At 63.8% G+C, this 22,434-nt stretch carries 23 protein-coding genes; 12 read left to right on the top strand and 11 right to left on the bottom strand.

Annotated elements, in window-relative coordinates:
* The first annotated feature begins 241 nt into the window (after positions 1 to 241).
* The gene (locus HHL21_RS15735) at positions 242 to 1,474 is read left to right on the top strand and encodes a DUF4382 domain-containing protein (protein ID WP_169467555.1); all 1,233 of its coding nucleotides are present in this window, start codon (positions 242 to 244) and stop codon (positions 1,472 to 1,474) included.
* A 221-nt stretch (positions 1,475 to 1,695) separates the two neighbouring features.
* On the top strand, positions 1,696 to 2,397 hold the full coding sequence (locus tag HHL21_RS15740) for a ZIP family metal transporter (RefSeq protein WP_370659739.1): 702 nt from the start codon (positions 1,696 to 1,698) through the stop codon (positions 2,395 to 2,397).
* Here HHL21_RS15740 and metE read toward each other — a convergent pair.
* Positions 2,394 to 4,715, bottom strand: coding sequence for a 5-methyltetrahydropteroyltriglutamate--homocysteine S-methyltransferase (metE, locus tag HHL21_RS15745; protein WP_206085813.1), 2,322 nt, complete (start codon positions 4,713 to 4,715; stop codon positions 2,394 to 2,396). The genes HHL21_RS15740 and metE overlap by 4 nt on opposite strands.
* 95 nt (positions 4,716 to 4,810) lie before the next feature.
* Here metE and HHL21_RS15750 point away from each other — a divergent pair, with 95 nt between their 5' ends.
* Positions 4,811 to 5,737, top strand: coding sequence for a LysR family transcriptional regulator (locus tag HHL21_RS15750; RefSeq protein ID WP_169467557.1), 927 nt, complete (start codon positions 4,811 to 4,813; stop codon positions 5,735 to 5,737).
* A 3-nt stretch (positions 5,738 to 5,740) separates the two neighbouring features.
* Here HHL21_RS15750 and HHL21_RS15755 read toward each other — a convergent pair whose 3' ends face one another.
* Genes HHL21_RS15755 through HHL21_RS15765 form a run of 3 tightly spaced genes read right to left on the bottom strand, consistent with a single transcriptional unit; the run spans position 5,741 to position 8,634 of the window.
* The gene (locus HHL21_RS15755) at positions 5,741 to 6,595 is read right to left on the bottom strand and encodes a sulfurtransferase (protein ID WP_169467559.1); all 855 of its coding nucleotides are present in this window, start codon (positions 6,593 to 6,595) and stop codon (positions 5,741 to 5,743) included.
* Between the two features lie 7 nt (positions 6,596 to 6,602).
* Complete coding sequence (locus tag HHL21_RS15760) at positions 6,603 to 7,520, bottom strand: DMT family transporter (protein WP_169467560.1); 918 nt, start codon at positions 7,518 to 7,520, stop codon at positions 6,603 to 6,605.
* A gap of 13 nt (positions 7,521 to 7,533) precedes the next feature.
* Positions 7,534 to 8,634, bottom strand: a complete 1,101-nt coding sequence (locus HHL21_RS15765; RefSeq protein ID WP_169467562.1) for an aromatic ring-hydroxylating oxygenase subunit alpha — start codon at positions 8,632 to 8,634, stop codon at positions 7,534 to 7,536.
* 345 nt (positions 8,635 to 8,979) lie between these two features.
* Between HHL21_RS15765 and HHL21_RS15770 the strand changes: the two genes are divergently transcribed.
* The 4 genes from HHL21_RS15770 to HHL21_RS15790 all read left to right on the top strand — a co-directional run bounded on the left by HHL21_RS15770 (position 8,980) and on the right by HHL21_RS15790 (position 12,583).
* On the top strand, positions 8,980 to 9,240 hold the full coding sequence (locus tag HHL21_RS15770) for an exodeoxyribonuclease VII small subunit (protein ID WP_169467564.1): 261 nt from the start codon (positions 8,980 to 8,982) through the stop codon (positions 9,238 to 9,240).
* Entirely contained in the window at positions 9,237 to 10,133 is an 897-nt protein-coding gene (locus HHL21_RS15775; protein ID WP_169467566.1) for a polyprenyl synthetase family protein, read from the top strand. Before HHL21_RS15770 ends, HHL21_RS15775 begins: the two co-directional genes overlap by 4 nt.
* The gene (dxs, locus tag HHL21_RS15780; protein WP_169467568.1) at positions 10,134 to 12,002 is read left to right on the top strand and encodes a 1-deoxy-D-xylulose-5-phosphate synthase; all 1,869 of its coding nucleotides are present in this window, start codon (positions 10,134 to 10,136) and stop codon (positions 12,000 to 12,002) included.
* Between the two features lie 179 nt (positions 12,003 to 12,181).
* Positions 12,182 to 12,583 (top strand): hypothetical protein, encoded by a 402-nt coding sequence (locus HHL21_RS15790; RefSeq protein ID WP_169467524.1) that lies wholly within the window; start codon positions 12,182 to 12,184, stop codon positions 12,581 to 12,583.
* A 40-nt stretch (positions 12,584 to 12,623) separates the two neighbouring features.
* On the opposite strand, the gene HHL21_RS15795 is transcribed toward HHL21_RS15790, so the two are convergent.
* Positions 12,624 to 13,178 carry a cob(I)yrinic acid a,c-diamide adenosyltransferase gene (locus HHL21_RS15795; RefSeq protein ID WP_169467570.1) on the bottom strand — a complete coding sequence of 185 codons (555 nt, stop codon included), beginning with the start codon at positions 13,176 to 13,178 and terminating at the stop codon, positions 12,624 to 12,626.
* Positions 13,179 to 13,252: 74 nt separating this feature from the next.
* On the opposite strand from HHL21_RS15795, the gene HHL21_RS15800 reads away from it, so the two are divergent.
* Genes HHL21_RS15800 through glcF form a run of 3 tightly spaced genes read left to right on the top strand, consistent with a single transcriptional unit; the run spans position 13,253 to position 17,029 of the window.
* Entirely contained in the window at positions 13,253 to 14,734 is a 1,482-nt protein-coding gene (locus HHL21_RS15800) for an FAD-linked oxidase C-terminal domain-containing protein (RefSeq protein WP_169467572.1), read from the top strand.
* Complete coding sequence (gene glcE / locus HHL21_RS15805; RefSeq protein WP_169467574.1) at positions 14,734 to 15,801, top strand: glycolate oxidase subunit GlcE; 1,068 nt, start codon at positions 14,734 to 14,736, stop codon at positions 15,799 to 15,801. Before HHL21_RS15800 ends, glcE begins: the two co-directional genes overlap by 1 nt.
* 1 nt (position 15,802) lies before the next feature.
* On the top strand, positions 15,803 to 17,029 hold the full coding sequence (gene glcF, locus HHL21_RS15810; protein WP_169467576.1) for a glycolate oxidase subunit GlcF: 1,227 nt from the start codon (positions 15,803 to 15,805) through the stop codon (positions 17,027 to 17,029).
* A 4-nt stretch (positions 17,030 to 17,033) separates the two neighbouring features.
* Here the strand turns inward: glcF and HHL21_RS15815 are convergent, their stop codons facing one another.
* From HHL21_RS15815 to HHL21_RS15825, 3 genes are read right to left on the bottom strand one after another with little or no spacing between them, the layout of a single operon-like run.
* Complete coding sequence (locus HHL21_RS15815) at positions 17,034 to 17,519, bottom strand: glutathione peroxidase (protein ID WP_169467578.1); 486 nt, start codon at positions 17,517 to 17,519, stop codon at positions 17,034 to 17,036.
* Positions 17,516 to 18,652 carry a PilT/PilU family type 4a pilus ATPase gene (locus HHL21_RS15820; RefSeq protein ID WP_169467580.1) on the bottom strand — a complete coding sequence of 379 codons (1,137 nt, stop codon included), beginning with the start codon at positions 18,650 to 18,652 and terminating at the stop codon, positions 17,516 to 17,518. Before HHL21_RS15820 ends, HHL21_RS15815 begins: the two co-directional genes overlap by 4 nt.
* 18 nt (positions 18,653 to 18,670) lie before the next feature.
* A complete protein-coding gene (locus HHL21_RS15825) occupies positions 18,671 to 19,714 on the bottom strand; it encodes a type IV pilus twitching motility protein PilT (protein WP_169467582.1) in 1,044 nt (347 codons plus the stop codon).
* Between the two features lie 90 nt (positions 19,715 to 19,804).
* On the opposite strand from HHL21_RS15825, the gene HHL21_RS15830 reads away from it, so the two are divergent.
* Both HHL21_RS15830 and proC read left to right on the top strand, forming a co-directional pair.
* Positions 19,805 to 20,506, top strand: coding sequence for a YggS family pyridoxal phosphate-dependent enzyme (locus HHL21_RS15830; RefSeq protein WP_169467584.1), 702 nt, complete (start codon positions 19,805 to 19,807; stop codon positions 20,504 to 20,506).
* A gap of 9 nt (positions 20,507 to 20,515) precedes the next feature.
* Positions 20,516 to 21,331 carry a pyrroline-5-carboxylate reductase gene (gene proC, locus HHL21_RS15835; protein WP_169467586.1) on the top strand — a complete coding sequence of 272 codons (816 nt, stop codon included), beginning with the start codon at positions 20,516 to 20,518 and terminating at the stop codon, positions 21,329 to 21,331.
* Between the two features lie 43 nt (positions 21,332 to 21,374).
* Here the strand turns inward: proC and HHL21_RS15840 are convergent, their stop codons facing one another.
* The 3 genes from HHL21_RS15840 to HHL21_RS15850 are packed head-to-tail and all read right to left on the bottom strand — an operon-like array spanning position 21,375 to position 22,367.
* Positions 21,375 to 21,671, bottom strand: coding sequence for a hypothetical protein (locus HHL21_RS15840; RefSeq protein WP_169467588.1), 297 nt, complete (start codon positions 21,669 to 21,671; stop codon positions 21,375 to 21,377).
* On the bottom strand, positions 21,664 to 22,041 hold the full coding sequence (locus tag HHL21_RS15845) for a phage holin family protein (protein ID WP_169467590.1): 378 nt from the start codon (positions 22,039 to 22,041) through the stop codon (positions 21,664 to 21,666). Before HHL21_RS15845 ends, HHL21_RS15840 begins: the two co-directional genes overlap by 8 nt.
* A gap of 5 nt (positions 22,042 to 22,046) precedes the next feature.
* The gene (locus tag HHL21_RS15850; protein ID WP_169467592.1) at positions 22,047 to 22,367 is read right to left on the bottom strand and encodes an ElaB/YgaM/YqjD family protein; all 321 of its coding nucleotides are present in this window, start codon (positions 22,365 to 22,367) and stop codon (positions 22,047 to 22,049) included.
* Positions 22,368 to 22,434: the final 67 nt, after the last annotated feature.

A 22,434-nucleotide genomic window follows, 5' to 3' on the forward strand; every position in this document is an offset into this window, starting at 1 on the left:
ATTTTTGAAATTGTTGTATCTATTCAATTCGGGGTCTGTCCCCGGGGACGGACCCCGAACTTCTTGGTATTCATTTAATGTGGCGCGGCTAGAAGTCCACAGATCGTCACGAAAGTTGTAAGCAAAAGTTGCAATGTGAAGTTGTGCACACGAAATTGCCGTTCGGAAATGTATAGTCTGTCCATACAGCGCGTTCAGCTTTGGCTCGACAGACTATTCGTACAACAACGAGAGGCAATCTATGAACCTGAAACTCAACCGGCTTACCCTGATCACCGGCGCCGCTTTTGCGGCGGCTACCATTGCTGCCTGCGGCGGCGGGGGCGGCGACAGCGGCGCTCCGGCCGCGGCACCTACCCAGTCGGGCACGCTCGGCGTTTCGCTGACCGATGCGCCAGCTTGCGGCTTCGACGCCGTCAATGTCACTGTAAGCAAGGTTCGCGTGCACCAGAACAGCGCCGCCGGCGAGAATGACAGCGGCTGGAGCGACATCACGCTGAGCCCGGCCCGCAAGATCAACCTGCTGAACCTGACCAACGGCGTGCTCGATTCGCTCGGCGCCACCAGCCTGCCGGCAGGTAAATACAACCAGCTGCGCCTGGTGCTCGACGCGAACGCGGGCGCCGGCACGGCGAACACGGTGGTCGCAACCGGCTCCACCGCCGAGAAAACGCTGGATACGCCGAGCGCCGTCCAGAGCGGCATCAAGATCGCCGGCCAGTTTGATGTCGGCGCCGGCCAGCGCACCGACCTCGTCCTCGACTTCGACGCCTGCAAATCGGTCGTGACCAAGGGCAATGGCAAGTACGCGCTGAAGCCGGTGATCAAGCTGATTCCTACCGTCAGCAACGGCATCAACGGCTTCATCAGCCCCGCGCTGCTGTCGAGCGGCGTGAGCGTGAGCGCGCAGCAGAACGGCGTCATCATCCGCTCGACCGCCCCGAACGCCACCACCGGCGAGTTCTTCCTCTCGCGCCTGGCGCCGGGCAGCTATGACGTGGTGATTACCGCCGACGGCCGCGCCGCATCCGTCGTCGCCGCCGTGCCAGTCGCGACGACCGCCAGCACGACGTCGCTGAGCACCGTCGCGGCGCCGCTGGTGCTGGCAACCAGCCCAAGCGGCAGCATCGCCGGCACCGTGACGATGACCCCGGCCAGCGCAACGGGCGAAGCTGCCTACGTTTCCGCCAGGCAGACCTTCGCTGCGGGCCCGACGGTCGTGGTCAAGTATGCAGGGGCCGACCTCGCGACGGGTGCCTACACCATCAACAAACTGCCAGTCGCCGCGCCGCAATACGCCACGTACAGCGCGACGCTGCCGCTGACGTTCGCGGCCAGCATCGCAGTCACCCCTGGCGTCGGCAAATACTCGGTGTCCGCCTCGGCCACCGGTTACGCAAGCCAGACCAAAGTGGACGCGGTCGATATCTCGACGCAGAACGCATCGAACGTCAATTTCGCGCTGGCGCCGTAAGCTTCAGGCGCTAATACGCTTCACCGCCAAGGCCTTCCTCACCGGAGGCCTTTTTTCATGGCGGCGACCTGGGCGCGGACGTTTAGCGGGCCGAGGCGGTACAATGCCGGGCTTGCGCATCTCGCAACATCCGTACAAGAGGCAAAAAAATCGACCCGATCCTCATCTCCATCCTGCTGGCGACCACCATTGGCGGCGTTGCGAGCATCTCCGCGGCCGCGGTGTTTTCGTTTACGCTGCTCTCGAAAATGGTCGAGCGCATGGTCAGCCTGTCGGTCGGCATCATGCTGTCGACCGCGCTGTTGCACGCGCTGCCGGAGGCCTTCGACTCGGGCGCCGATACGCACAAGCTGTTCGCGACCCTCCTGGCCGGCCTGCTGGCGTTCTTCCTGCTGGAGAAGCTGGCGATCCTGCGCCACTCGCACCATCACGAGGGCGACGGCCACCACCACGCGCACGGGCACGATGCGCGCGAGGCGGGCAAGTCGGGGTGGATGATCCTGATCGGCGACGGCATGCACAACTTCACCGACGGCATCCTGATCGCCGCGGCCTTCCTGGCCAACCCGGAGCTTGGCATCATCACCGGCCTGGCCATCATCGCGCACGAGATCCCGCAGGAGATCGGCGACTTCATCGTGCTGCTCAATGCCGGCTTCTCGCGCCGCCGCGCCTACGTCTTCAACCTGCTGTGCAGCCTGATGGCGGTGGCGGGCGGCCTGATCGGCTATTACACGCTGGACCAGGCCAACGGCCTGATTCCGTATGTGCTGGTGTTTGCTTCGTCGGGCTTCCTGTACATCGCCGTCAGCGACCTGATGCCGCAGATGCAGCGCCGCGCCACCGTGCGCGAGTCGGTGCCGCAGGTGCTGCTGATCGGCCTGGGCGTGCTGATCGTCGTGTTCCTGACTGGCGCGCACTAAGCACTGGCTGCCCGCAGCTGGCGCGCAGCCTCGACCATGTTGCGCAGCGCGCTCTGCGTTTCCGGCCAGCCCCGGGTTTTCAGCCCGCAGTCCGGGTTCACCCATAAGTGGTGCGGCGGAATCACTTCGCTCGCCTTCTTCATCAGCCGCACCATTTCCTCGACCGTCGGCACGCGCGGCGAGTGGATGTCGTACACGCCGGGGCCGATTTCGTTCGGATACTTAAACGCCCCGAACCCGCGCAGCAGTTCCATGTCGGACCGGCTGGTCTCGATGGTGATCACGTCTGCATCCATCGCGGCAAGCTCGGGCAGGATATCGTTGAATTCGGAGTAGCACATGTGGGTGTGCACCTGGGTATCGTCGCGCACGCCGCTGGCGGAAATGCGGAAGGCGCGCGCCGCCCACTTCAGGTAGTCGTCCCAGCGTGCGCGGCGCAGCGGCAGGCCCTCGCGGATGGCCGGCTCGTCGATCTGGATGATGCCGATGCCTGCGGCTTCCAGGTCCGTCACCTCGTCGCGGATCGCCAGCGCGATTTGTTCCGCTGTCAGCGAGCGAGCCTGGTCGTCGCGCACGAACGACCATTGCAGGATGGTGATCGGGCCGGTGAGCATGCCTTTCATCGGGCGGTCGGTCAGGCTCTGCGCGTGGGCGGTCCAGGCCACTGTCATCGGCGCGCGGCGCGACACGTCGCCGAACAGCACCGGCGGTTTCACGCAGCGTGACCCGTACGATTGCACCCAGCCGTTGGCGGTGAACGCAAAGCCGTCGAGCTGTTCGCCGAAGTATTCGACCATGTCGTTGCGTTCGGCTTCGCCATGCACCAGCACATCGATCCCCAACGCTTCCTGCTGTTGTACCGCGTGCGCGATCTCCTTGCGCATTGCGGCTTCGTAGCCTTGTTGCGGCAGCTCCTTGCGTTTGTACGCTGCCCGCGCTGCGCGGATTTCCGCGGTCTGTGGGAACGACCCGATGGTCGTGGTTGGGAATGAAGGCAGGGCGAAGCGTTGCTTCTGCCTGGCCTGGCGCACAGCAAACGCGCTGGTGCGGCGGTCTGCGTCTTGCGGTAACTGTGCCACGCGCCGGGCCACTGCGGGGTTGCGCACGCGCGGACTGGCAGCGCGTGCGGTGATCGCGTTGCGCGCGGCCAGCAGCGCGCCGGCCACTTCGTCCTCTCCCTCGTTCAAGGCGCGTTGCAGCACACGAAGTTCATCCAGCTTCTCACTGGCGCCCGCCAGCCAGCCGCGCAGTTCAGGATCGATCGAAGCGTCGTCGCACAGGCGCAGCGGGGTGTGCAGCAGCGAACATGACGGAGCGAGCCAAAGCGTCGCGCCGCGCCGTTCAACCAGCGGCGCCAGCCGTTGCAGCGCTTTGTCGAGGTCGGCGCGCCAGATATTCCGGCCATCGACGATGCCGACCGACAGCACCTTGTGGCCCGGCAGCCAGTCCGCCACCGATTGCAGTTCTTCGGGGGCGCGCACCGCATCGATGTGCAAGCCGGCCACCGGCAGTTTGCAGGCGAGGCTCAGGTTGTCTTGCAGCTGCGAGAAGTAGGTCGCCAGCAGCAGCGACACCTGCGCCGTGTTCAGCGTGTGATACGCGCGTTCGAAAGCGAGGACCCAGCTGCCCGGGAGATCGAGCCCCAAAATCGGCTCGTCGACCTGAACCCATTCCACCCCCGCCGCCTTCAGTTGCAGCAGCAGGTCGACGTAGGCAGGCAGCAGCTGTTCAAGCAGCGTGAGCCTGTCGAAGCCTTCCACTTTGGCCTTGCCCAGCCACAGGAAGGTGAGGGGGCCGATCAGCACGGGCTTCACCGCGTGCCCCAGCGCCCTGGCTTCCGCGACTTCGCCGAGCAGGCGGCCGGATGCCAGCGTGAATGCGGTCGCATGGTCGAATTCCGGTACGAGGTAGTGGTAATTGGTGTCGAACCACTTGGTCATCTCCAGCGCCGGCTTGCCGGCGGCCGTTGCATGTGCGTGGTTGCAGCAGGTGCCGGTGATTTGCTCGCTGACGACGCCACGGGCAAGCGTAAAGTAGCGCGCCAGCGCGGATTCCTGTCCGCTGAATTCGAAGCGGGCCGGTTCGCAACCGAACAGCTGGATGTGGTTGGCAACATGGTCGTAGTAGGCGAAATCGCCTACCGTGACGAAGTCGAGTCCGGCGTCGCGCTGCTGGCCCCAGTGCCGCTGGCGTAGTTCGGCCCCGGCTTGTTCCAGTTGCTGCTCGCTGATTTCCCCGCGCCAGTGGCGTTCGAGCGCCAGCTTGAGTTCGCGTTGAAGGCCCATGCGTGGGTAACCGAGAATATGAGTTTTTATCATGATTAATTTAATTTGGATGAATAATGCTAACGATGATCGCGCCAGCTCAGGCATAATTCAAACGAAATTTTTTCTAATCAAAGTGAAAATAATTCATGCCTTCTTCTCTTTTGGAACTGCGCCATCTCAAAACTCTGCTGGCCTTGAACGAGTCGGGAACGATTTCGCGCGCGGCGCAGTTGCTGAACGTTACGCAGTCGGCCCTGTCGCATCAGCTCAAGGCGCTTGAGGAGCAGTACCAGGCCAGCCTGTTCGAGCGCAAGACCAATCCGGTCGCCTTCACCGCCGCGGGCCAGCGCCTGCTGGACCTGGCGTTGCAAGTGCTGCCGATGGTGGAAACCGCTGAACGCGACCTGGCGCGGCTTGCCGGTCACGGAACGGGAAAACTGAGGATTTCGGTGGAGTGCCACACCTGTTTCGACTGGCTGATGCCGTCGATGGATGCGTTGCGCGAGCGCTGGCCCGAAGTGGAGCAGGATATCGTGTCGGGCTTCCAGGCCGACCCGATCGGCCTGCTGCACCAGGACCGCGCCGACGTGGCGATCGTCTCGGACCTCGACGACTCGGAGCCGGACATGGTCTTCCATCCGCTGTTCGAGTTCGAAATGGTCGCGCTGCTGCCGCTGAATCACCCGTACCTGGCCAAGCCTTACCTCGAAGCGCAGGATTTCGCCGGGCAGGCGCTGATCACCTATCCGGTGCCGGACGACATGCTCGACCTGGTGCGCCAGGTGCTGAAACCGGCGGGCATCGAGCCGCCGCGCCGGACTACGGAGCTGACCGTCGGCATGCTGCAGCTGGTGGCGAGCGGGCGCGGATTCGCGGCGCTGCCGCTGTGGGCGGTGAATGCTTATCTGGAGCGCGGCTATGTGGCGCGCCAGCGCATCGGGCCTGAAGGGCTGACGGCGCGCCTGTACGCTGTGATCCCGAAGCATCTCGCGCACAACGCTTACCTGGTCGACTTCGTCCAGGTGATGCGCGAGACCTCGCTGTTGTCGTTGCCGGGAATCCGGCTGCTGTAGTGCTTAAGCCGCGCCGGTTTGTACCGGCCGTGACGGATCCGAACTCCACTCGCTCCACGAGCCCGGATACAGGGCGGCGCCCGGCATGCCCGCCACTTCCAGCGCAAGCAGATTGTGGCAGGCGGTGACGCCGGAGCCGCACTGCATGATCGCCGCCTTCGGCTCGACCGCCAGCATGGCGAAGTCGGCCTTGAGCTGTTCTGGTTCCTTGAAGCGCCCGTCCGCCTGCAAATTGTCCTTGAAGAAGCGGTTCTTCGCGCCGGGGATGTGGCCGCCCACCGGGTCGATCGTTTCGTTCTCGCCGCGGAAGCGGTCGGGCGCGCGCGCGTCGATCACGCTGCGCTCGCCGATGGCGATATTCTCCAGCACCTCGGCCGCCGAGACAGTCTCGACCAGCGGATCGCGGTCGTTGATGGCGCCGCGTTCGCGGATCGGCGCTTCGGTCGACATCGGGAAGCCACCCGCCTGCCAAGCCGCCAGGCCGCCATCCAGCACGGCAACTTTCTGGTGCCCCATCCAGCGCAGCATCCACCACAAACGCGCGGCGAACATGCCGCCGTGCGCGTCGTAGGCGACTACCTGGGTGTCGTCGTTGATGCCCCAGCCGCGCAGGGTTTCGATGAACGCTTCGCGGTCGGGCAGGGGATGGCGTCCGCGGAAAGTGCCGTCGGCGTCTTGCCTGGCGCCGGACAGGTCGCTATCCACATGGGCAAACAGCGCGTGGCTGATGTGGCCGATGGCGTAGCCGGCGTGGCCGGCATCGGGATTGGCCAGGTCATGGCGGCAGTCGATGACGGCCCAGTTCGGACTGTCGATATGCGGGGCCAGGTCGGCGGCGGAAATCAATGTCGTGTACATGGTGTCCTCAGAGTTCGCTTGCGATCGGATCGGTTCTGACCGCTTCTGTGCGCGGCGTCCTGCGTGTATTGTAGAACGTTGCGGCGACGCCCGAAACCAGGATTACGCCCATCCCGAGCCAGACGTGCCAGTCGAACACGTCGCCCCACAGCGCCATGCCCCACAGGCTCGAGAAGATGATGCCGGTGTACTGGAGGTTTGCCACCACCAGTACCGAGCCGACGCGGTAAGCGCGCGTCATGGCCATTTGCGCCATGGTCGCGCTGACGCCGACCGCCAGCAGCAGGGCGGCGCTGTACCAGCTGTGCGGATGCAGCGACGGTTGGCCCGCCTCGCCGGGTGCGAGCGTGCCGACCAGGCCGAACACCACCTGCATCAGCGAGAAGTAGAACACCACGCGGTATTCGGGTTCGCCGATCTGGCCCAGGCGGCGCACCTGCATGTAGGCCATCGCCGACAGCACCGATGAGGCCAGGCCGACCATGCCGCCGAGCCACTGGTGCGATTCGACGGCCGGCTGCAGCGCCAGCACGACGCCGACGAAGCTGGCGCCGACCGCGGCCATCATCGGCCACTCGACATGGTGCTTGCCGCGCCACCAGCCCATCCAGGCAAGGTAGAGCGCGATCCAGATCGGTGCGAGGTAGTTGAGGGTGACGGCGGTGGCCAGCGGCAGCTTGCCGATCGCGTAGAACCACAGCCACAGCGAGATCACGCCGACGAAGCTGCGCCACAGGTGTTCTTTGGGAAAGGGGGTGCGCAGCGTGCCGCCCTGGTGGCGCGTGAGCAACAACAGCATGATCGTGCCGACGATGCCGCGGTACATCACGATTTCAGAGGTGGAGTAATACCCGGAGGCCAGCTTCACGGCCGCGCCCATGGCGGCGAACGCGAAGCTGGCAAACAACATCCATAATGACGCCATCGGGTCCCTGGGGTCAGATTTCGATATTACTGCGGTACCACTCGTGGAAATGCTGCATGCCGTCTTCCATCGGCGACTGGTAAGGGCCGACTTCGTTGACCCCGCGCCGGACCAGGATGCGGCGGCCGGCGTCCATGCGCATGGCGATCTCGTCGTCCTCGACGCAGGTTTCCATGTAGGCCGCGCGCTCCGCCTCGACGAATTCGCGCTCGAACAGCACGATCTCTTCGGGGTAGTAGAACTCGACCACGTTGCGGGTCTTCTGCGGGCCGTCCGGCCACAGGGTCGACACCACCAGCACGTGCGGGTACCACTCGACCATGATGTTCGGGTACAGGGTCAGCCAGATCGCGCCGTACGGAGGCGGTTCGCCGCGGCGGAACTTGAGCACCTGCTCCTGCCACTTCTGGTACGCGGGCGAGCCGGACTTCTGCAGGCCGCGGTTGACGCCGACGGTCTGCACGCTGTAGTCGCGCCCGAATTCCCAGCGCAGGTCGTCGCAGCTGACGAAGCCGCCCAGGCCCGGGTGGAACGGCTCGACGTGGTAGTCTTCCAGGTAGACTTCGATGAAGGTCTTCCAGTTGTAGTCGCAGGTGTGCACCTCGACGTGGTCGAGCATGTAGCCGGTGAAGTCGAGGTCTTTGGTCACCGACAGCGTCGTCAGCTTGTCCATGACGTTATAGCCGTTCTGCTCGAACAGCAGCCCGTTCCAGCTTTGCAGCGGCGTTTTCGCCAGGTGCACGCAAGGCGTCTCGGGGAAGTGCGGCGCGCCGATCAGCTGGCCCTTGAGGTCGTACGTCCAGCGATGCAGCGGGCACACGATGTTGTTCGCATTGCCGCGTCCATTGAACATCAGCGCCTGGCGGTGACGGCAGACGTTGGACAGCACTTCGATGCCATTTGCGTTGCGCACGAGCATGCGACCCTCGTTCTCGGAAGCAAGGGTGGCAAAATCGCCCACTTCGGGCACCATCAGTTCGTGCCCGACATAACGCGGACCGTCCTGGAATAACTGCTGCATCTCGCGCTTTAACAGCGCTTCATCAAAGTAGACATCTACCGGAAGCTGCGCGCACGATTGCGCCAGCTTGGCGTGGGTAGCCAGATCGGACATCCCAACCCCCCTTTTAAATAAGCATCAAGCCAAAGAAGAGAAAGAATCCAAAGACCAGTATTTTGGGAACGCGGAATACGGTATTTCGGACAGAACCGGAGATTATACCGCGTAACGAGCTCTACAGTCGCGGGCCGGCGCGCGAATGTGGCTTGGGGAGGAGAAGGTCTTGCCGGAACGGCACGGTTTTCATGGGAGACCCCCTATTTGGGATAAAATCTGGTCTGACTGGAAAGCTGGGCTGGCGAACCATGGTTACCCGTTGGGGTGAATTATTCTAGAATAAGCGATTAGACTGGCACGGCAAGCATTTAGTTGCGTGCCCCCGCCTCACTTAAAGTATTTATGTCAAACAAATTAACAGCCGACGGCGTAGCCGCCCCGGAGTCGTTCGAGCAGGCAATGGCCGAACTGGCGCAACTGGTCGCGCAAATGGAAGCCGGACAACTGCCGCTCGAAGCATCGGTCGCGGCTTACGCGCGCGGCTCGGAGCTGGTCCGTTACTGCGCCGCCCAGCTCGAAAAAGTGGAAGCCCAGGTCAAGGTCCTCGAAGGCGACATGCTCAAACCGTTTGCACCCGCCAATGGCGGCGAGGGCGACCAATGAGCGGCGCGGGAGCTTTCGACGACTGGATGAAGACGGTGCAGGCGCATGTCGAAACGGCGCTGGAGACGTATCTGCCAGCTGGCGCCGTGGTGCCGCACAAACTGCACGAAGCGATGCGCTACACGGCGCTCGGCGGCGGCAAGCGGGTACGCCCTCTGCTGGTGTTCGCGGCCGGCGCACTGACCGGCGCCGACACCCGCGCGCTCGAACGCGCGGCGGCGGCGGTCGAGATGATCCACGTGTATTCGCTGGTCCACGACGACATGCCTTGCATGGACGACGACGATTTAAGGCGCGGCAAACCGACGGTCCACGTGGCGTACGACGAAGCGACCGCGCTGCTGGTCGGCGACGCGCTGCAGGCGCAGGCCTTCAGCGTGCTGTCCGAAGGCGACACGGTGCCGCCGGCGCGCCAGCTCGCCATGGTGCGGCTGCTGGCGCAAGCGGCAGGGTCAAGCGGCATGTGCGGCGGCCAGGCGATAGACCTCGACAGCGTCGGCATCAGCCTGACGCTCGAACAGCTGGAGCGCATGCACCAGCTGAAGACCGGTGCGCTGCTGCGCGCCGCGGTAGTGCTTGGCGCGCTGGCCGGCAAGGACCTGTCGGCCCAAGAGCTGGCGGCGCTCGACGCCTATGCGAGCGCGATCGGGCTGGCATTCCAGGTGGTCGACGACGTACTCGACGCCACCGCCGACTCGGCCACGCTGGGCAAGACCGCCGGCAAGGACGCGGCGGCGAACAAGCCGACCTACGTATCGATTTTGGGCCTGGAGCCATCCAGGGTCCTGGCGGAGAAACTGCGGAACGACGCGCACCAGGCGCTCGAACCGTTCGGAGAACAAGCACGCAGGCTGCGCGACCTCGCCGACCTGATCGTGCAGCGGAAAGCGTAAATGAAACTGCTAGAGACAATCAACAGCCCGGCCGAGCTGCGCAAGCTGCCGCGCACGCAACTGACGCCGCTGGCGCAAGAGCTGCGCCACTTCCTGCTCGACTCGGTATCGAAGACGGGCGGCCACCTGTCGTCCAACCTCGGCACGGTCGAACTGACGATCGCGCTGCACTACGTGTTCAACACCCCGCACGACCGCATCGTGTGGGACGTCGGCCACCAGACCTACTCGCACAAGATCCTCACCGGCCGCCGCGACCAGATGCACACGCTGCGCCAGTTCGGCGGCGTCTCGGGCTTCCCGCGCCGCGTCGAGAGCGAATACGACACCTTCGGCACCGCCCACTCGTCGACCTCGATTTCGGCCGCGCTGGGCATGGCGCAAGCCGCCAAGATCAAGGGCGAGCAGCGCCACGCCATCGCGGTGATCGGCGACGGTTCGATGACCGCCGGTATGGCGTTTGAAGCGCTCAACAACGCCGGCGTGCAGGAAGACGTCAACCTGCTGGTGGTCCTGAACGACAACGACATGTCGATCTCGCCGCCAGTCGGCGCGCTCAACCGCTACCTGGCGCGCCTGATGTCCGGCCAGTTCTACGCCGCCGCCAAAAACGTCGGCAAGTCGGTGCTGCCAGGCCCTGTGCTCGAACTCGCGAAGCGCTTCGAAGAGCACGCGAAGGGCATGGTCGTACCAGCCACCATGTTCGAAGAATTCGGCTTCAACTACATCGGGCCGATCGACGGCCACGACCTCGAATCGCTGATCCCGACGCTGGAAAACATCAAGAAGCTCAAGGGGCCGCAGTTCCTGCACGTGGTGACCAAGAAGGGGCAGGGCTACAAGCTGGCCGAGGCCGAGCCTATCCTGTACCACGGCACCGGCAAGTTCAACCCGACCGAGGGCATCCAGCCTGCGAAGGTCGGCAAGATCACCTACACCGAAGTATTCGGCAACTGGCTGTGCGACATGGCAGCCGCCGACAAGCGCCTGGTCGGCATCACGCCGGCGATGCGCGAAGGCTCCGGCATGGTCGGCTTCGAGCAGAAGTACCCTGACCGCTACTTCGACGTCGGCATCGCCGAGCAGCACTCGGTGACGTTCGGCGCGGGCCTGGCGACCGAAGGGCTGAAGCCTGTGGTCGCGATCTACTCGACCTTCCTGCAGCGCGCCTACGACCAGCTGATCCACGACGTCGCGCTGCAGAACCTCGACGTCACGTTCGCGCTCGACCGCGCTGGCCTGGTGGGCGCCGATGGCGCGACGCACGCGGGCAATTACGACATCTCCTACCTGCGCTGCATCCCGAACATGGTCGTGATGGCCGCGTCGGATGAAAACGAATGCCGCCAGATGCTGACGACGGCCTACCGTTACGAAGGTCCGGCGGCGGTGCGCTATCCGCGCGGCGCCGGTATCGGCGCGGAGATTTTGAAGGAGCTGACCTCGATCGAGATCGGCAAGGGCGAGATCAAGCGCGAAGGCAAAGGCGTCGCGATCCTCGCGTTCGGCTCGATGGTCGCGCCAAGCGTGGCCGCCGGTGCTGAACTTGGTGCGACGGTCGCCAACATGCGCTTCGTGAAGCCGCTCGATGTCGAACTGGTGAAGCGCCTCGCGGCCGACCATGACTACTTCGTGACGGTGGAAGAGGGCTGCGTGATGGGTGGCGCCGGTGCGGCGGTGGCCGAAGCGCTGGCTGCGGAAGGCATCGTCAAGCCGATCATGATGCTTGGCTTGCCGGACAAGTTTATCGACCACGGCGACCCTTCCGCGCTGCTGGCTGGCGTAGGGCTCGACGCCAAGGGTATTGCAGCGTCGATCCGCCAGCGTTTCATGGCCGGCGAACCGCGCCTGGTGGTCAACAACACCTGAGACCTGATGTTGCAGGGTGGATTGCGCTTTCGCTTTTCCACCCTCCATTGTTAGCATTGTTCCCAGTTATCCGTACAGCGTCGCCGCCCGCTGGAACAAGATCCACGACGTCGCGATGTACTTGTCGCCGCTCCTGGATACATGCCCCTTGTGCGAGTGGAACCCACACGTCGGTCCAGATGCCGCGCCAGGGCATCCTGCCGCACGACCTGATTCATTATGTCGTCGAGGATGCGTTTGGTTATACGCGCGGTTTCCTGGGCATGGTGGCCAGCGGCAGTGACATCGGTTTCGCGATGGAGCAGAGCCACGACGCCAATAACAGTGAGTTGGCCGACCAGGCGGCACATGCCGAGGCAATCGTTGAAAGCCTGCAGGCGCAGTTGTGGAGCGGCGCGTTCGATGCGGTGCAGTTCGACGAAGGCCTGCGCAGCGCTTGTGTGGTGCGCGGGCGTCCCGTCCCCGATATCAAAGGCGTCGATGTGGGAGAGCGGCTGTACATGGCAGTGTTGGCGCTGACCGCTACCTGGCAGGTTGTGCCGAGCTACGGAATCCTCGAACTCGACATGACGCAGCTCTGACGCAAGGGTTCAGCGCGAGATTGCCACCTGTGACCGCGGCTTAGCCCCGCTTGCGGTCGTTCTGCCACAGCACATCGCTGCCGCCGGCGTAGCGATTCAGCACGCGCGACAGCACGAACATCAGGTCCGACAGCCGGTTCACGTACTGGCGCGGATGGTCGTTGATCTTCTCGTCCCGCCCAAGGCTGACGATGCTGCGCTCGGCGCGCCGGCACACGGTGCGGCATACGTGTGCGATGGCTGCGGCGCGCGATCCCGCCGGCAGGATGAAATCCTTCAGCGCCGGCAGAGTTGCGTTGTACTTCTCCAGCAGCCCGTCCAGGCGCTCGACATGCGCGTCGGTGATCAGCTGGTAACCGGGGATGCACAGCTCGCCGCCGAGGTCGAACAGGTCGTGCTGGATCGAGACCAGTTCCTCGCGCAGGTCGGCAGGCATGTCTTCGCACAGCAGCAGGCCGACGAAGGAGTTCAGTTCATCCACTTCGCCCAGCGTATTGATGCGGACGCTGTCCTTTTCGGTGCGGCTGCCGTCGCCGAGTCCTGTGGTGCCGTTGTCGCCGGTGCGGGTGGCGATTTTTGAGAGTCGATTGCCCATGGTTGTGCCTTGCATGCAAAAAAGAATAGCTTGAGCATACGACAAAACCCCATGATTGTGCTTACAATCGCATCATGTCCGCCCCTATAGCCATCAATAACGAGCGACGCCAGCAAGTCGCCGCCGCGCTGCGCGCCCGTGTGCCCGAACGCTGCATCCTGTCCGACCCGGAGGACACGCGTCCCTACGAATGCGATGGGCTTGCCGCCTACCGCCAGCTGCCGATGATCGTCACCTTGCCGGACAACGAAGAGCAGGTGCTGGCGATCCTGAACGTGTGCCGCGAGCTGAACGTGCCGATCGTGCCGCGCGGCGCAGGCACCGGCCTGTCCGGCGGCGCGCTGCCGATGGCCGACGGCGTCGTGATCTCGACCGCGCGCATGAACCGCATCGTCCGCGTCGAACCGTATGCCCGCCTGGCGGTCGTGCAACCTGGCGTGCGCAATCTCGCCATCTCGGACGCTGCGGGTCCTTACGACCTGTATTACGCGCCCGATCCTTCATCGCAGATCGCCTGCACCATCGGCGGCAATGTGGCCGAGAACTCTGGCGGTGTCCACTGCCTGAAGTACGGCCTGACGGTGCATAACGTGATGCGCGTGCGCGTCGCCACCATCGATGGCGAGATCATTGAACTCGGCGGCGAATCGCTTGACGCACCGGGGCTGGACCTGCTGGCCGTATTCATCGGCTCCGAGGGTATGCTTGGCATCGTCACCGAAGTCACCGTCAAGCTGGTGCCCAAGCCAGCGACCGCGCGCGTCATCATGGCTTCGTTCGACGACGTGGTCACGGGCGGCAATGCGGTGGCCAGCGTGATCGCGGCCGGCATCATCCCGGCTGGCCTGGAGATGATGGACCGGACCTCGTCGCGCATGGTCGAACCGTTCGTCAAGGCCGGCTACGACACCGATGCGGCGGCCATCCTGCTGTGCGAGGCCGATGGCACCAAGCTGGAAGTGGACGAGGAAATCGCGCGCATGACGGCGGTGCTGCAAGGCGCCGGCGCGAGCGCCATCGCGGTATCGGAAACCGAAGCCGAGCGCATGCGTTTCTGGTCGGGCCGCAAGAACGCCTTTCCGGCGGCCGGCCGCATCTCGCCGGACTACTACTGCATGGACGGCACCATCCCGCGCAAGAAGCTCGCGCAGGTATTGATCGGCATCGAAGAGATGGAAACCACCTACGGCCTGCGCTGCGCCAACGTGTTTCACGCGGGTGACGGCAACCTGCATCCGCTGATCCTGTTCGATGCGAACAAGCCGGGCGAATTCGAACGCGCGGAAGCCTTTGGCGCGGCCATCCTCGCGTTGTGCGTGGAAGTGGGCGGCACCATCACCGGTGAACATGGCGTCGGCATGGAGAAGATCAATTCGATGTGCATCCAGTTCACGCGCGAGGAGCTCGATGCCTTCTTCGCCGTGAAGCGCGCGTTCGATGCGCCGATGCTGCTCAACCCGGACAAGGCGATTCCGACACTTAACCGATGCGCCGAATTCGGCAAGATGCGCGTCAGCGGCGGCGTGCTGCCGTTCGCGGATTTGCCGCGCTTCTGATGGGAGCTACTTTGCAGTCGATCGAACAATTAAAAGAACAGGTACTGGCGGCTGCGGCTGCGGGGAGCGCCTTGCGCATCCGTGGCGGCGGCACCAAGGACTGGTACGGCCAACGCATTGAAGGACAGGTGCTCGACACGCGCGTTCACAGCGGCGTCATCGACTACGAGCCGACGGAGCTCGTCATCACCGCGCGCTGCGGCACGCCGCTGGCGGAGATCGAAGCCGCACTGGCCGAACGCAACCAGATGCTGGCCTTCGAACCTCCGCATTTCGGCGATGGCGCGACCTTCGGCGGCGCGGTCGCAAGCGGCCTGTCCGGCCCGCGCCGCGCGACCAGCGGCGCCGTGCGCGACTTCGTGCTGGGAGCCAAACTACTCGATGGAAAAGGGCAGGTCCTTTCTTTCGGCGGGCAGGTGATGAAGAACGTGGCGGGCTACGATGTATCGCGCCTGCTCGCAGGATCGCTTGGCACGCTGGGCGTCATGCTGGAGATGTCAGTCAAGGTCCTGCCGCGTCCAATACGCGAGACGACGCTGCGGTTCGAAACGAGCGAAATCGACGCGCTGCGCATGCTGAACGAATGGGGCGGCTTGCCGCTGCCAGTATCTGCCAGCTGCTGGCATCGCGGCGTGCTCACGATCCGCCTGTCGGGCGCGCAGGCGGCGGTCGATGCCGCGGCGCGTGACTTGGGCGGCGAGGTGGTGGATAACGCGGACGCGTTCTGGTCCCGCCTGCGCGAGCAGCAGCACCCGTTCTTCACAAGCGCTGAAAGCTTTTGGCGCCTGTCGGTGCCGACCAGCGCGGGCGCAATTATCCTCAAGGGCGAGCAGCTGATTGAATGGGGTGGGGCGCAACGCTGGCTGAAGGTCGACGCCGACGCCGACATGGCGCAGCGAATCCGGCGCACGGCGGCTGCCGTCGGCGGCCATGCCACGCTTTTCCGCGGCGGCGACAAGAACGTTGGCGTGTTCCATCCGCTCGCGCCTGCGGTGGCGAAGATCCACGAGCGCCTCAAAGCGTCCTTCGACCCATCGAACATCTTCAATCCAGGACGGATGTACTGACATGCAAACCAATCTCGCCGATTTCATCAAGGGCACGCGCGAAGGCGACGAGGCCGAGGCGATCCTGCGCGCCTGCGTCCACTGCGGCTTCTGCACCGCCACTTGTCCGACCTACCAGCTGCTCGGCGACGAACTCGATGGCCCGCGCGGACGCATCTACCTGATGAAGCAGGTGCTTGAAGGCGCCGAGGTCACGCGCAAGACGCAAATCCACCTCGACCGCTGCCTGACCTGCCGCAACTGCGAGACCACCTGCCCGTCGGGCGTGAAGTACGGCCGCCTGGTCGACATCGGCCGCAAAGTCGTTGAAGACCGCGTGCAGCGCCCGCTGGGCGAGCGTATCAAGCGCACGGTGCTGAAGGAAGCGCTGCCGCGCAAATGGCTGTTCACGCCCGCCTTCAAGGCCGGTCAGCTGTTTCGTCCACTGCTGTCGCCGAAGCTGCAGGACAAGCTGCCGCGCACGACGAATCCGGGCAAGTGGCCGACCCGCACGCATGCGCGCAAGATGCTGGTGCTGGAAGGCTGCGTGCAGCCTGCGATGGCGCCGAACATCAACGCGGCAACCGCGCGCGTGCTCGACGCCGTTGGCGTTCAACTGGTGATGGCGCCAAAGGCAGGCTGCTGCGGCGCCGTGCGGTACCACATGAACGACCACGAAGGCGGCCTTGCCGACATGCGCCGCAATATCGATGCGTGGTGGCCGATGATCGAGCAGGTCGAAGCTATCGTGATGACCGCATCGGGCTGCGGCGTCACGGTGAAGGAGTATGGCCACCTGCTGGAGCACGACAGCGCGTATGCGGCGAAGGCCAGGCGCATCTCGGAGATGACGCGCGACCTGTCGGAGATCATGCCTGCGTTTGAAACGGAACTGGCTGCGCGGTTTGCGGGAAAAGTGGGACCGCGCGTGGCCTTCCATCCGCCGTGCACTTTGCAGCATGGCCAGCAGATCAGGGGGAAGGTGGAAGGGGTGTTGCGCGCCTGCGGCGTCGATGTGAAGCTATGCGCCGACAATCATCTGTGCTGCGGATCGGCAGGTACGTATTCGGTGCTGCAGCCGGAGCTTTCTACCGAACTCCGGGACAGGAAACTGGCGAACCTGCATGCCACCCGTCCCGAGGTCATTGTGTCGGCGAACATCGGTTGTGTGACCCATCTTCAGTCAGGCACCGATACGCCGGTGTCGCATTGGATCGAGTTGATTGACCAGGCTTTGAAGACGACGTAGGGGGTCAAGCCAACAATAACTTTTCGATGTCGTTTGCAATCGCACGCGGCGACGTCGTCGGGCTATACCGCTTTACCACCCGCCCATCATTCGCCACGAGGAACTTAGTGAAGTTCCACTTGATCAGCCCCGTCCCGAGCAGCCCCGGTTTCTCCGACTTCAAATACTTGAATAGCGGATGCGCGCCGGCGCCATTGACGTCGATCTTGGCAAACATCGGAAACGTCACGCCAAAATTCCGCTCACAAAACGCGCCGATTTCCGCCTCGGTCCCGCGCTCCTGCTCACGAAACTGATTGCACGGGAATCCAAGCACCACCACGCCCTTGTCGCGGAACTGCCGGTACACCTGCTCCAGTCCCTTGTACTGCGGCGTGAACATGCATGCGCTGGCCGTGTTCACGATCAGCAGCACCTTGCCGCGATATTGCGCGAAGTCGACCGGCTGGCCGCCGATATCGGTCGCGTTGAAATCGAAAACGCTGGTCACACGATCCCCAGGTGCTCAGTCCCCGCCGACAGATCACGGTTCTTCGCGTCCTTGCCCTGCAACTTGATGGTCAGGCGCAGGTCGTTGACCGAGTCCGCATTGCGCAGCGCGTCTTCGTAGCTGATCTTGTCCGCTTCGTGCAGGTCGAACAGCGCCTGGTCGAAGGTCTGCATGCCCAGCTCGCGCGACTTCTTCATGATCTCCTTGATCTCATGGACGTCGCCCTTGAAGATCAGGTCCGAGATCAGCGGCGAGTTGAGCAGGATTTCAACCGCGACCACGCGTCCCTTGTTCTCCTTGCGCGGAATCAGGCGCTGCGATACGAGTCCCTTCAGGTTCAGCGACAGGTCCATCAGCAGCTGCTGGCGGCGCTCTTCGGGGAAGAAATTGATGATGCGGTCGAGCGCCTGGTTGGCGCTGTTCGCGTGCAGCGTGGCCAGGCACAGGTGGCCGGTCTCGGCGAACGCGATCGCATGCTCCATCGTCTCGCGGTCGCGGATCTCGCCGATCTGGATGACGTCCGGCGCCTGGCGCAGCGAGTTCTTGAGCGCCGCTTCGAAGCTGTCGGTGTCGACGCCCACTTCGCGTTGCGTGATCACGCAGTTCTTGTGCGGGTGGACGTATTCGACCGGGTCTTCAATCGTGATGATGTGGCCGTAGCTGTTCTCGTTGCGGTAGCCGACCATCGCAGCCAGCGTCGTCGACTTACCCGAGCCGGTGGCGCCGACCATGATCACCAGGCCGCGCTTGGACATGATGATGTCGGACAGGACCGGCGGCAGGTCGAGGTCTTCCAGCTTCGGGATTGTGGTGGTGATCGTGCGCAGCACCATGCCGACGCAGCTCATTTGCACGAATGCCGAAACGCGGAAGCGTCCCAGGTCGCCCGGGCTGATCGCGAAATTGCATTCCTTGGTCAGCTCGAACGAGGCGGTCTGCTTGTCGTTCATGATCGCGCGCGCCAGATCGGACGTGTGCGAGGCGGTCAGCGCCTGGCTCGAGACCGGGGTCATCTTGCCGTCGATTTTCATCGCGGGCGGGAAGCCGGCCGTGATGAACAGGTCGGAGCCGCCCTTGCTGGTCATCAGGCGCAGCAGGTCGAACATGAATTTTGATGCCTGGTCGCGTTCCATCGCGTGTCCTTTACGTTCTTAGCCGGGAAAGTTTTCCGGGATCTTGGCGGCGGAGCGCGCTGCGCTGCTCGAGATGACATTGCGGCGAACCAGGTCCGTCAGGTTCTGGTCGAGCGTCTGCATCCCGACGTTGCTGCCGGTCTGGATCGCCGAGTACATCTGCGCGATCTTCGCTTCGCGGATCAGGTTGCGGATCGCCGGCGTGCCGATCATGATTTCATGCGCGGCCACGCGGCCATTGCCGTCCTTGGTCTTGAGCAGGGTCTGCGAGACCACGGCTTGCAGCGATTCGGACAGCATCGCGCGCACCATCTCTTTCTCATCGGCCGGGAAGACGTCGACGATACGGTCGATGGTCTTGGCAGCCGACGAAGTGTGCAGCGTGCCGAACACGAGGTGGCCCGTTTCGGCGGCCGACAGCGCAAGGCGGATGGTTTCCAGGTCGCGCAATTCGCCGACCAGGATGCAGTCCGGGTCTTCGCGCAGTGCTGAGCGCAGCGCGTTGTTGAACGACAGCGTGTGCGGTCCGACTTCGCGCTGGTTGATCAGGCACTTCTTCGATTCGTGCACGAATTCGATCGGGTCTTCGATGGTCAGGATGTGGCCGTACTCGTTTTCGTTGAGGTGGTTGACCATCGCCGCCAGGGTCGTCGACTTGCCCGAGCCGGTAGGGCCGGTGACCAAGACCAGGCCGCGCGGCTTCATCGCCAGGTCGCCGAAAATCTTCGGCGCGTTCAGGTCCTGCAGGCTCAGGATCTTCGACGGAATCGTCCGCAGCACGGCGGACGCGCCGCGTTCCTGGTTGAAGGCGTTGACGCGGAAGCGCGCCAGGCCCGGAATCGCGAACGAGAAGTCGACCTCGAGCACTTCTTCGTACTGCTTGCGCTGGCCGTCGTTCATGATGTCATAGATCATGCTGTGCACATCCTTGTGCTCCAGCGGCGGCAGGTTAATGCGGCGTACGTCGCCGTGCACGCGGATCATCGGCGGCAGGCCGGCCGACAGGTGCAGGTCGGATGCTTTGTTCTTGACGGAGAATGCGAGTAATTCGGAGATGTCCATTTATAATCCCTGTGCCTGATATCGGTGCCTGCCTGATAACACCGTTAGCATTTATTTACCTAAGTGCTTGATTGCTCTAAGAAAATGATTATGTCCACAATCGCCCAGAACTTGCAAGCAGTCGATCACACAATTATTGCAGCCGCAAATGCCTGCGGCCGCTCGCGCAACGATGTGCAATTGCTTGCCGTGTCGAAGACCTTTCCGCCTGAAGCGGTGGTCGAAGCGATCGGTGCGGGACAGCGCGCGTTTGGCGAGAACTACCTGCAGGAAGCGCTGGACAAGCAGCGGGCCGTGGCCGCGGCTGTGCCCGGCGTTCACATCGAGTGGCATTTCATCGGCCCGATCCAGAGCAACAAGACGCGTCCGATTGCCGCGAACTTCGCGTGGGTGCACACGGTCGGCCGGTTAAAAATTGCGCAGCGCCTTTCCGAGCAGCGGCCGGCCGACATGTCGCCGCTGAACATCTGCCTGCAAGTGAACATCAGCGGCGAATCCAGCAAGAGCGGCATTACTTGGGACGAACTGCCTGAGCTTGCGCGCGCAGTAGCGCTGCTGCCTAACCTGCGCCTGCGTGGCCTGATGGCGATTCCCGAACCAGAGCTTGACCTCGCCCGCCAGCGTGCGCCGTTTGCGCGCCTGCGCGCGATGCTGGAGGCGCTGCGCGAAGACGGCATCGCGATGGACACGCTGTCGATGGGGATGTCGGCAGACATGACGGCCGCGGTTGCGGAAGGCGCGACCATCGTTCGCGTCGGCAGCGCCATTTTCGGCTCACGCACCTACGAATAAGGGAAACACATGAAGATATCGTTTATCGGCGGCGGCAATATGGCCTCCGCGCTTATCTCCGGCCTGGCTGGCAAGTTCACGCCGGGCTCGAATATCCACGTGGTCGATCCAAGTCCGGAAGCGCTGGAGCGCTTGACGCAAGCGCACGGCGTCACTGCGGCGCACGCGATCGGCGACGAGGTGCGTTCCTCCGAGGTGGTGGTGCTTGCGGTGAAGCCGCAGCAGATGCGCGAAGCGGCGGCCTTGCTGCAGCCGCAGCTGGGCGCGGGCACGCTGGTGCTGTCGATTGCGGCAGGCATCCGCGGCGCCGACCTGTCGCGCTGGCTGGGCGGGCATCGCGCGATCGTGCGCACGATGCCGAATACTCCCGCGCTGATCGGGCGCGGGATCACCGGCATGGTGGCGATGGATGGCGTGAGCGAGGCGCAGAAGACGGCAGCCGACGCGATCATGAAGGCGGCCGGGCAAACGGTGTGGCTAAATGACGAGGCGTTGATCGACCCGGTGACCGCGGTGTCTGGCAGCGGGCCGGCGTATGTGTTCTATTTTCTGGAAGCGATGCAGCAGGCTGCGGTGGAACTGGGCCTGAGCGCGGAGCAGGGCAGGGAACTGGCAGTGGCCACCTTCGCCGGCGCGGCGGAACTGGCTGCGCGTTCGCCGGAGAGTTTGCAGGTGCTGCGTGAGCGGGTGACGTCGAAAGGCGGAACGACCTATGCGGCGATTACCAGCATGGAGGAGAGCGGCGTGAAGGATGCCGTGGTCAAGGCGCTAAAGGCAGCGGCCACACGGGGACGCGAACTTGGTGAAGAAATGGGCGCCAGTTAACGTCGTTCCGCGCACGCCTCGGCGGCCCCGCGGGAACGACGTTTTAAGTTCGCTGGCGCCACGCTGCCAGGCCGTCACGGCCAAGCTTCCACAACGACCGGACGGTGGTCAGCATCGGCACCAGCTTTCCACTGCGGGTGGCAATTAGCCCACCGATCAAACCAAGCACCGACACCGGTATCGCAAAATTCCCGCCGACCTTGTGCCGCAGGTTATGCACCGGCGCCATGATCCCGCGCACCTCGCGCGCCGCGGTAATCCGCTGCAGCGCGCATTCGGTCACCAAGGCCTGGCGCCGCGCCGCCAGCGATGCCGGCGAATGTTTTCCTGAATTACTCATCCATGTCCCTCGCACTGCGCGCGTACGCGATGTCCTTGCGGAGTTCTTCGATTGTGTTCTGCAGCAGCCGCGGCTTGCTGTCGAAGCCGGCCTTGACCTTCATCGCAACGATCGCACCGGCCACGCCGAACAGCGCCGCCAGGCCGCTGACCGCGGCTATGCGGTGCGTGTCCCAGAACAGCACGATCACGAGGAAGGCCAGCAGCAGGCAGGCGACCCCGAACAGGATGAGCGCAAGCAGGGCGAACAGCAGGTAGCCCAGCATGCGCTGGGATTCCTCCTCGACCTCGACCGCGGCCAGTTCCAGCCGCGTGTGCACCATGTCGACCAGGGTTGATCCCAGCCGGCCCACCGATTCGAAGATCGCCATGACGCTTAACGGCGCGAGATCAGCACGCCCAGCAGCAGGCCGACGCCGGCGCCGATGCAGACCGATTTCCATGGATTCTCATGGACGTATTCGTCGGTCGCCTTGGCCGCTTCCTTGGTGCCTTCAACCACGGTTTCCTGAAGATGGATCAAGTCGGCTTTGGCGCTGCTCAGCGTCTGCTCGAACTTGGCCTTGGCTGCCTGGAATTCTTCGCCGGTCAGGTGGCCGCCGTGGCGCAGCCACGCTTCCGCATCCTGGATCACGGTCTTCAGGTCGTTCATCAGCTGGTCTCGAGCGCCGGTCTTGGTTGGGATTGATTGAATCATGAGTTCCTCACATGTTTAAATTATTGATCCACTGTAGGGATTGCCGCCCTACGCATATTGCGCCAGA

Source organism: Massilia polaris, assembly GCF_012927275.1.
GTDB lineage: Bacteria > Pseudomonadota > Gammaproteobacteria > Burkholderiales > Burkholderiaceae_D > Telluria_A > Telluria_A polaris.

What these genes read in the sequence shown, in the direction of transcription:
- HHL21_RS15735 (WP_169467555.1), top strand. Translation starts at nt 242, where the DNA reads ATGAACCTGAAACTCAACCGGCTTACCCTGATCACCGGCGCCGCTTTT.
- metE (WP_206085813.1), bottom strand. Translation starts at nt 4,715, where the DNA reads ATGATAAAAACTCATATTCTCGGTTACCCACGCATGGGCCTTCAACGC.
- HHL21_RS15750 (WP_169467557.1), top strand. Translation starts at nt 4,811, where the DNA reads ATGCCTTCTTCTCTTTTGGAACTGCGCCATCTCAAAACTCTGCTGGCC.
- HHL21_RS15755 (WP_169467559.1), bottom strand. Translation starts at nt 6,595, where the DNA reads ATGTACACGACATTGATTTCCGCCGCCGACCTGGCCCCGCATATCGAC.
- HHL21_RS15760 (WP_169467560.1), bottom strand. Translation starts at nt 7,520, where the DNA reads ATGGCGTCATTATGGATGTTGTTTGCCAGCTTCGCGTTCGCCGCCATG.
- HHL21_RS15765 (WP_169467562.1), bottom strand. Translation starts at nt 8,634, where the DNA reads ATGTCCGATCTGGCTACCCACGCCAAGCTGGCGCAATCGTGCGCGCAG.
- HHL21_RS15770 (WP_169467564.1), top strand. Translation starts at nt 8,980, where the DNA reads ATGTCAAACAAATTAACAGCCGACGGCGTAGCCGCCCCGGAGTCGTTC.
- HHL21_RS15775 (WP_169467566.1), top strand. Translation starts at nt 9,237, where the DNA reads ATGAGCGGCGCGGGAGCTTTCGACGACTGGATGAAGACGGTGCAGGCG.
- dxs (WP_169467568.1), top strand. Translation starts at nt 10,134, where the DNA reads ATGAAACTGCTAGAGACAATCAACAGCCCGGCCGAGCTGCGCAAGCTG.
- HHL21_RS15790 (WP_169467524.1), top strand. Translation starts at nt 12,182, where the DNA reads ATGCCGCGCCAGGGCATCCTGCCGCACGACCTGATTCATTATGTCGTC.
- HHL21_RS15795 (WP_169467570.1), bottom strand. Translation starts at nt 13,178, where the DNA reads ATGGGCAATCGACTCTCAAAAATCGCCACCCGCACCGGCGACAACGGC.
- HHL21_RS15800 (WP_169467572.1), top strand. Translation starts at nt 13,253, where the DNA reads ATGTCCGCCCCTATAGCCATCAATAACGAGCGACGCCAGCAAGTCGCC.
- glcE (WP_169467574.1), top strand. Translation starts at nt 14,734, where the DNA reads ATGGGAGCTACTTTGCAGTCGATCGAACAATTAAAAGAACAGGTACTG.
- glcF (WP_169467576.1), top strand. Translation starts at nt 15,803, where the DNA reads ATGCAAACCAATCTCGCCGATTTCATCAAGGGCACGCGCGAAGGCGAC.
- HHL21_RS15820 (WP_169467580.1), bottom strand. Translation starts at nt 18,652, where the DNA reads ATGGAACGCGACCAGGCATCAAAATTCATGTTCGACCTGCTGCGCCTG.
- HHL21_RS15825 (WP_169467582.1), bottom strand. Translation starts at nt 19,714, where the DNA reads ATGGACATCTCCGAATTACTCGCATTCTCCGTCAAGAACAAAGCATCC.
- HHL21_RS15830 (WP_169467584.1), top strand. Translation starts at nt 19,805, where the DNA reads ATGTCCACAATCGCCCAGAACTTGCAAGCAGTCGATCACACAATTATT.
- proC (WP_169467586.1), top strand. Translation starts at nt 20,516, where the DNA reads ATGAAGATATCGTTTATCGGCGGCGGCAATATGGCCTCCGCGCTTATC.
- HHL21_RS15840 (WP_169467588.1), bottom strand. Translation starts at nt 21,671, where the DNA reads ATGAGTAATTCAGGAAAACATTCGCCGGCATCGCTGGCGGCGCGGCGC.
- HHL21_RS15845 (WP_169467590.1), bottom strand. Translation starts at nt 22,041, where the DNA reads ATGGCGATCTTCGAATCGGTGGGCCGGCTGGGATCAACCCTGGTCGAC.
- HHL21_RS15850 (WP_169467592.1), bottom strand. Translation starts at nt 22,367, where the DNA reads ATGATTCAATCAATCCCAACCAAGACCGGCGCTCGAGACCAGCTGATG.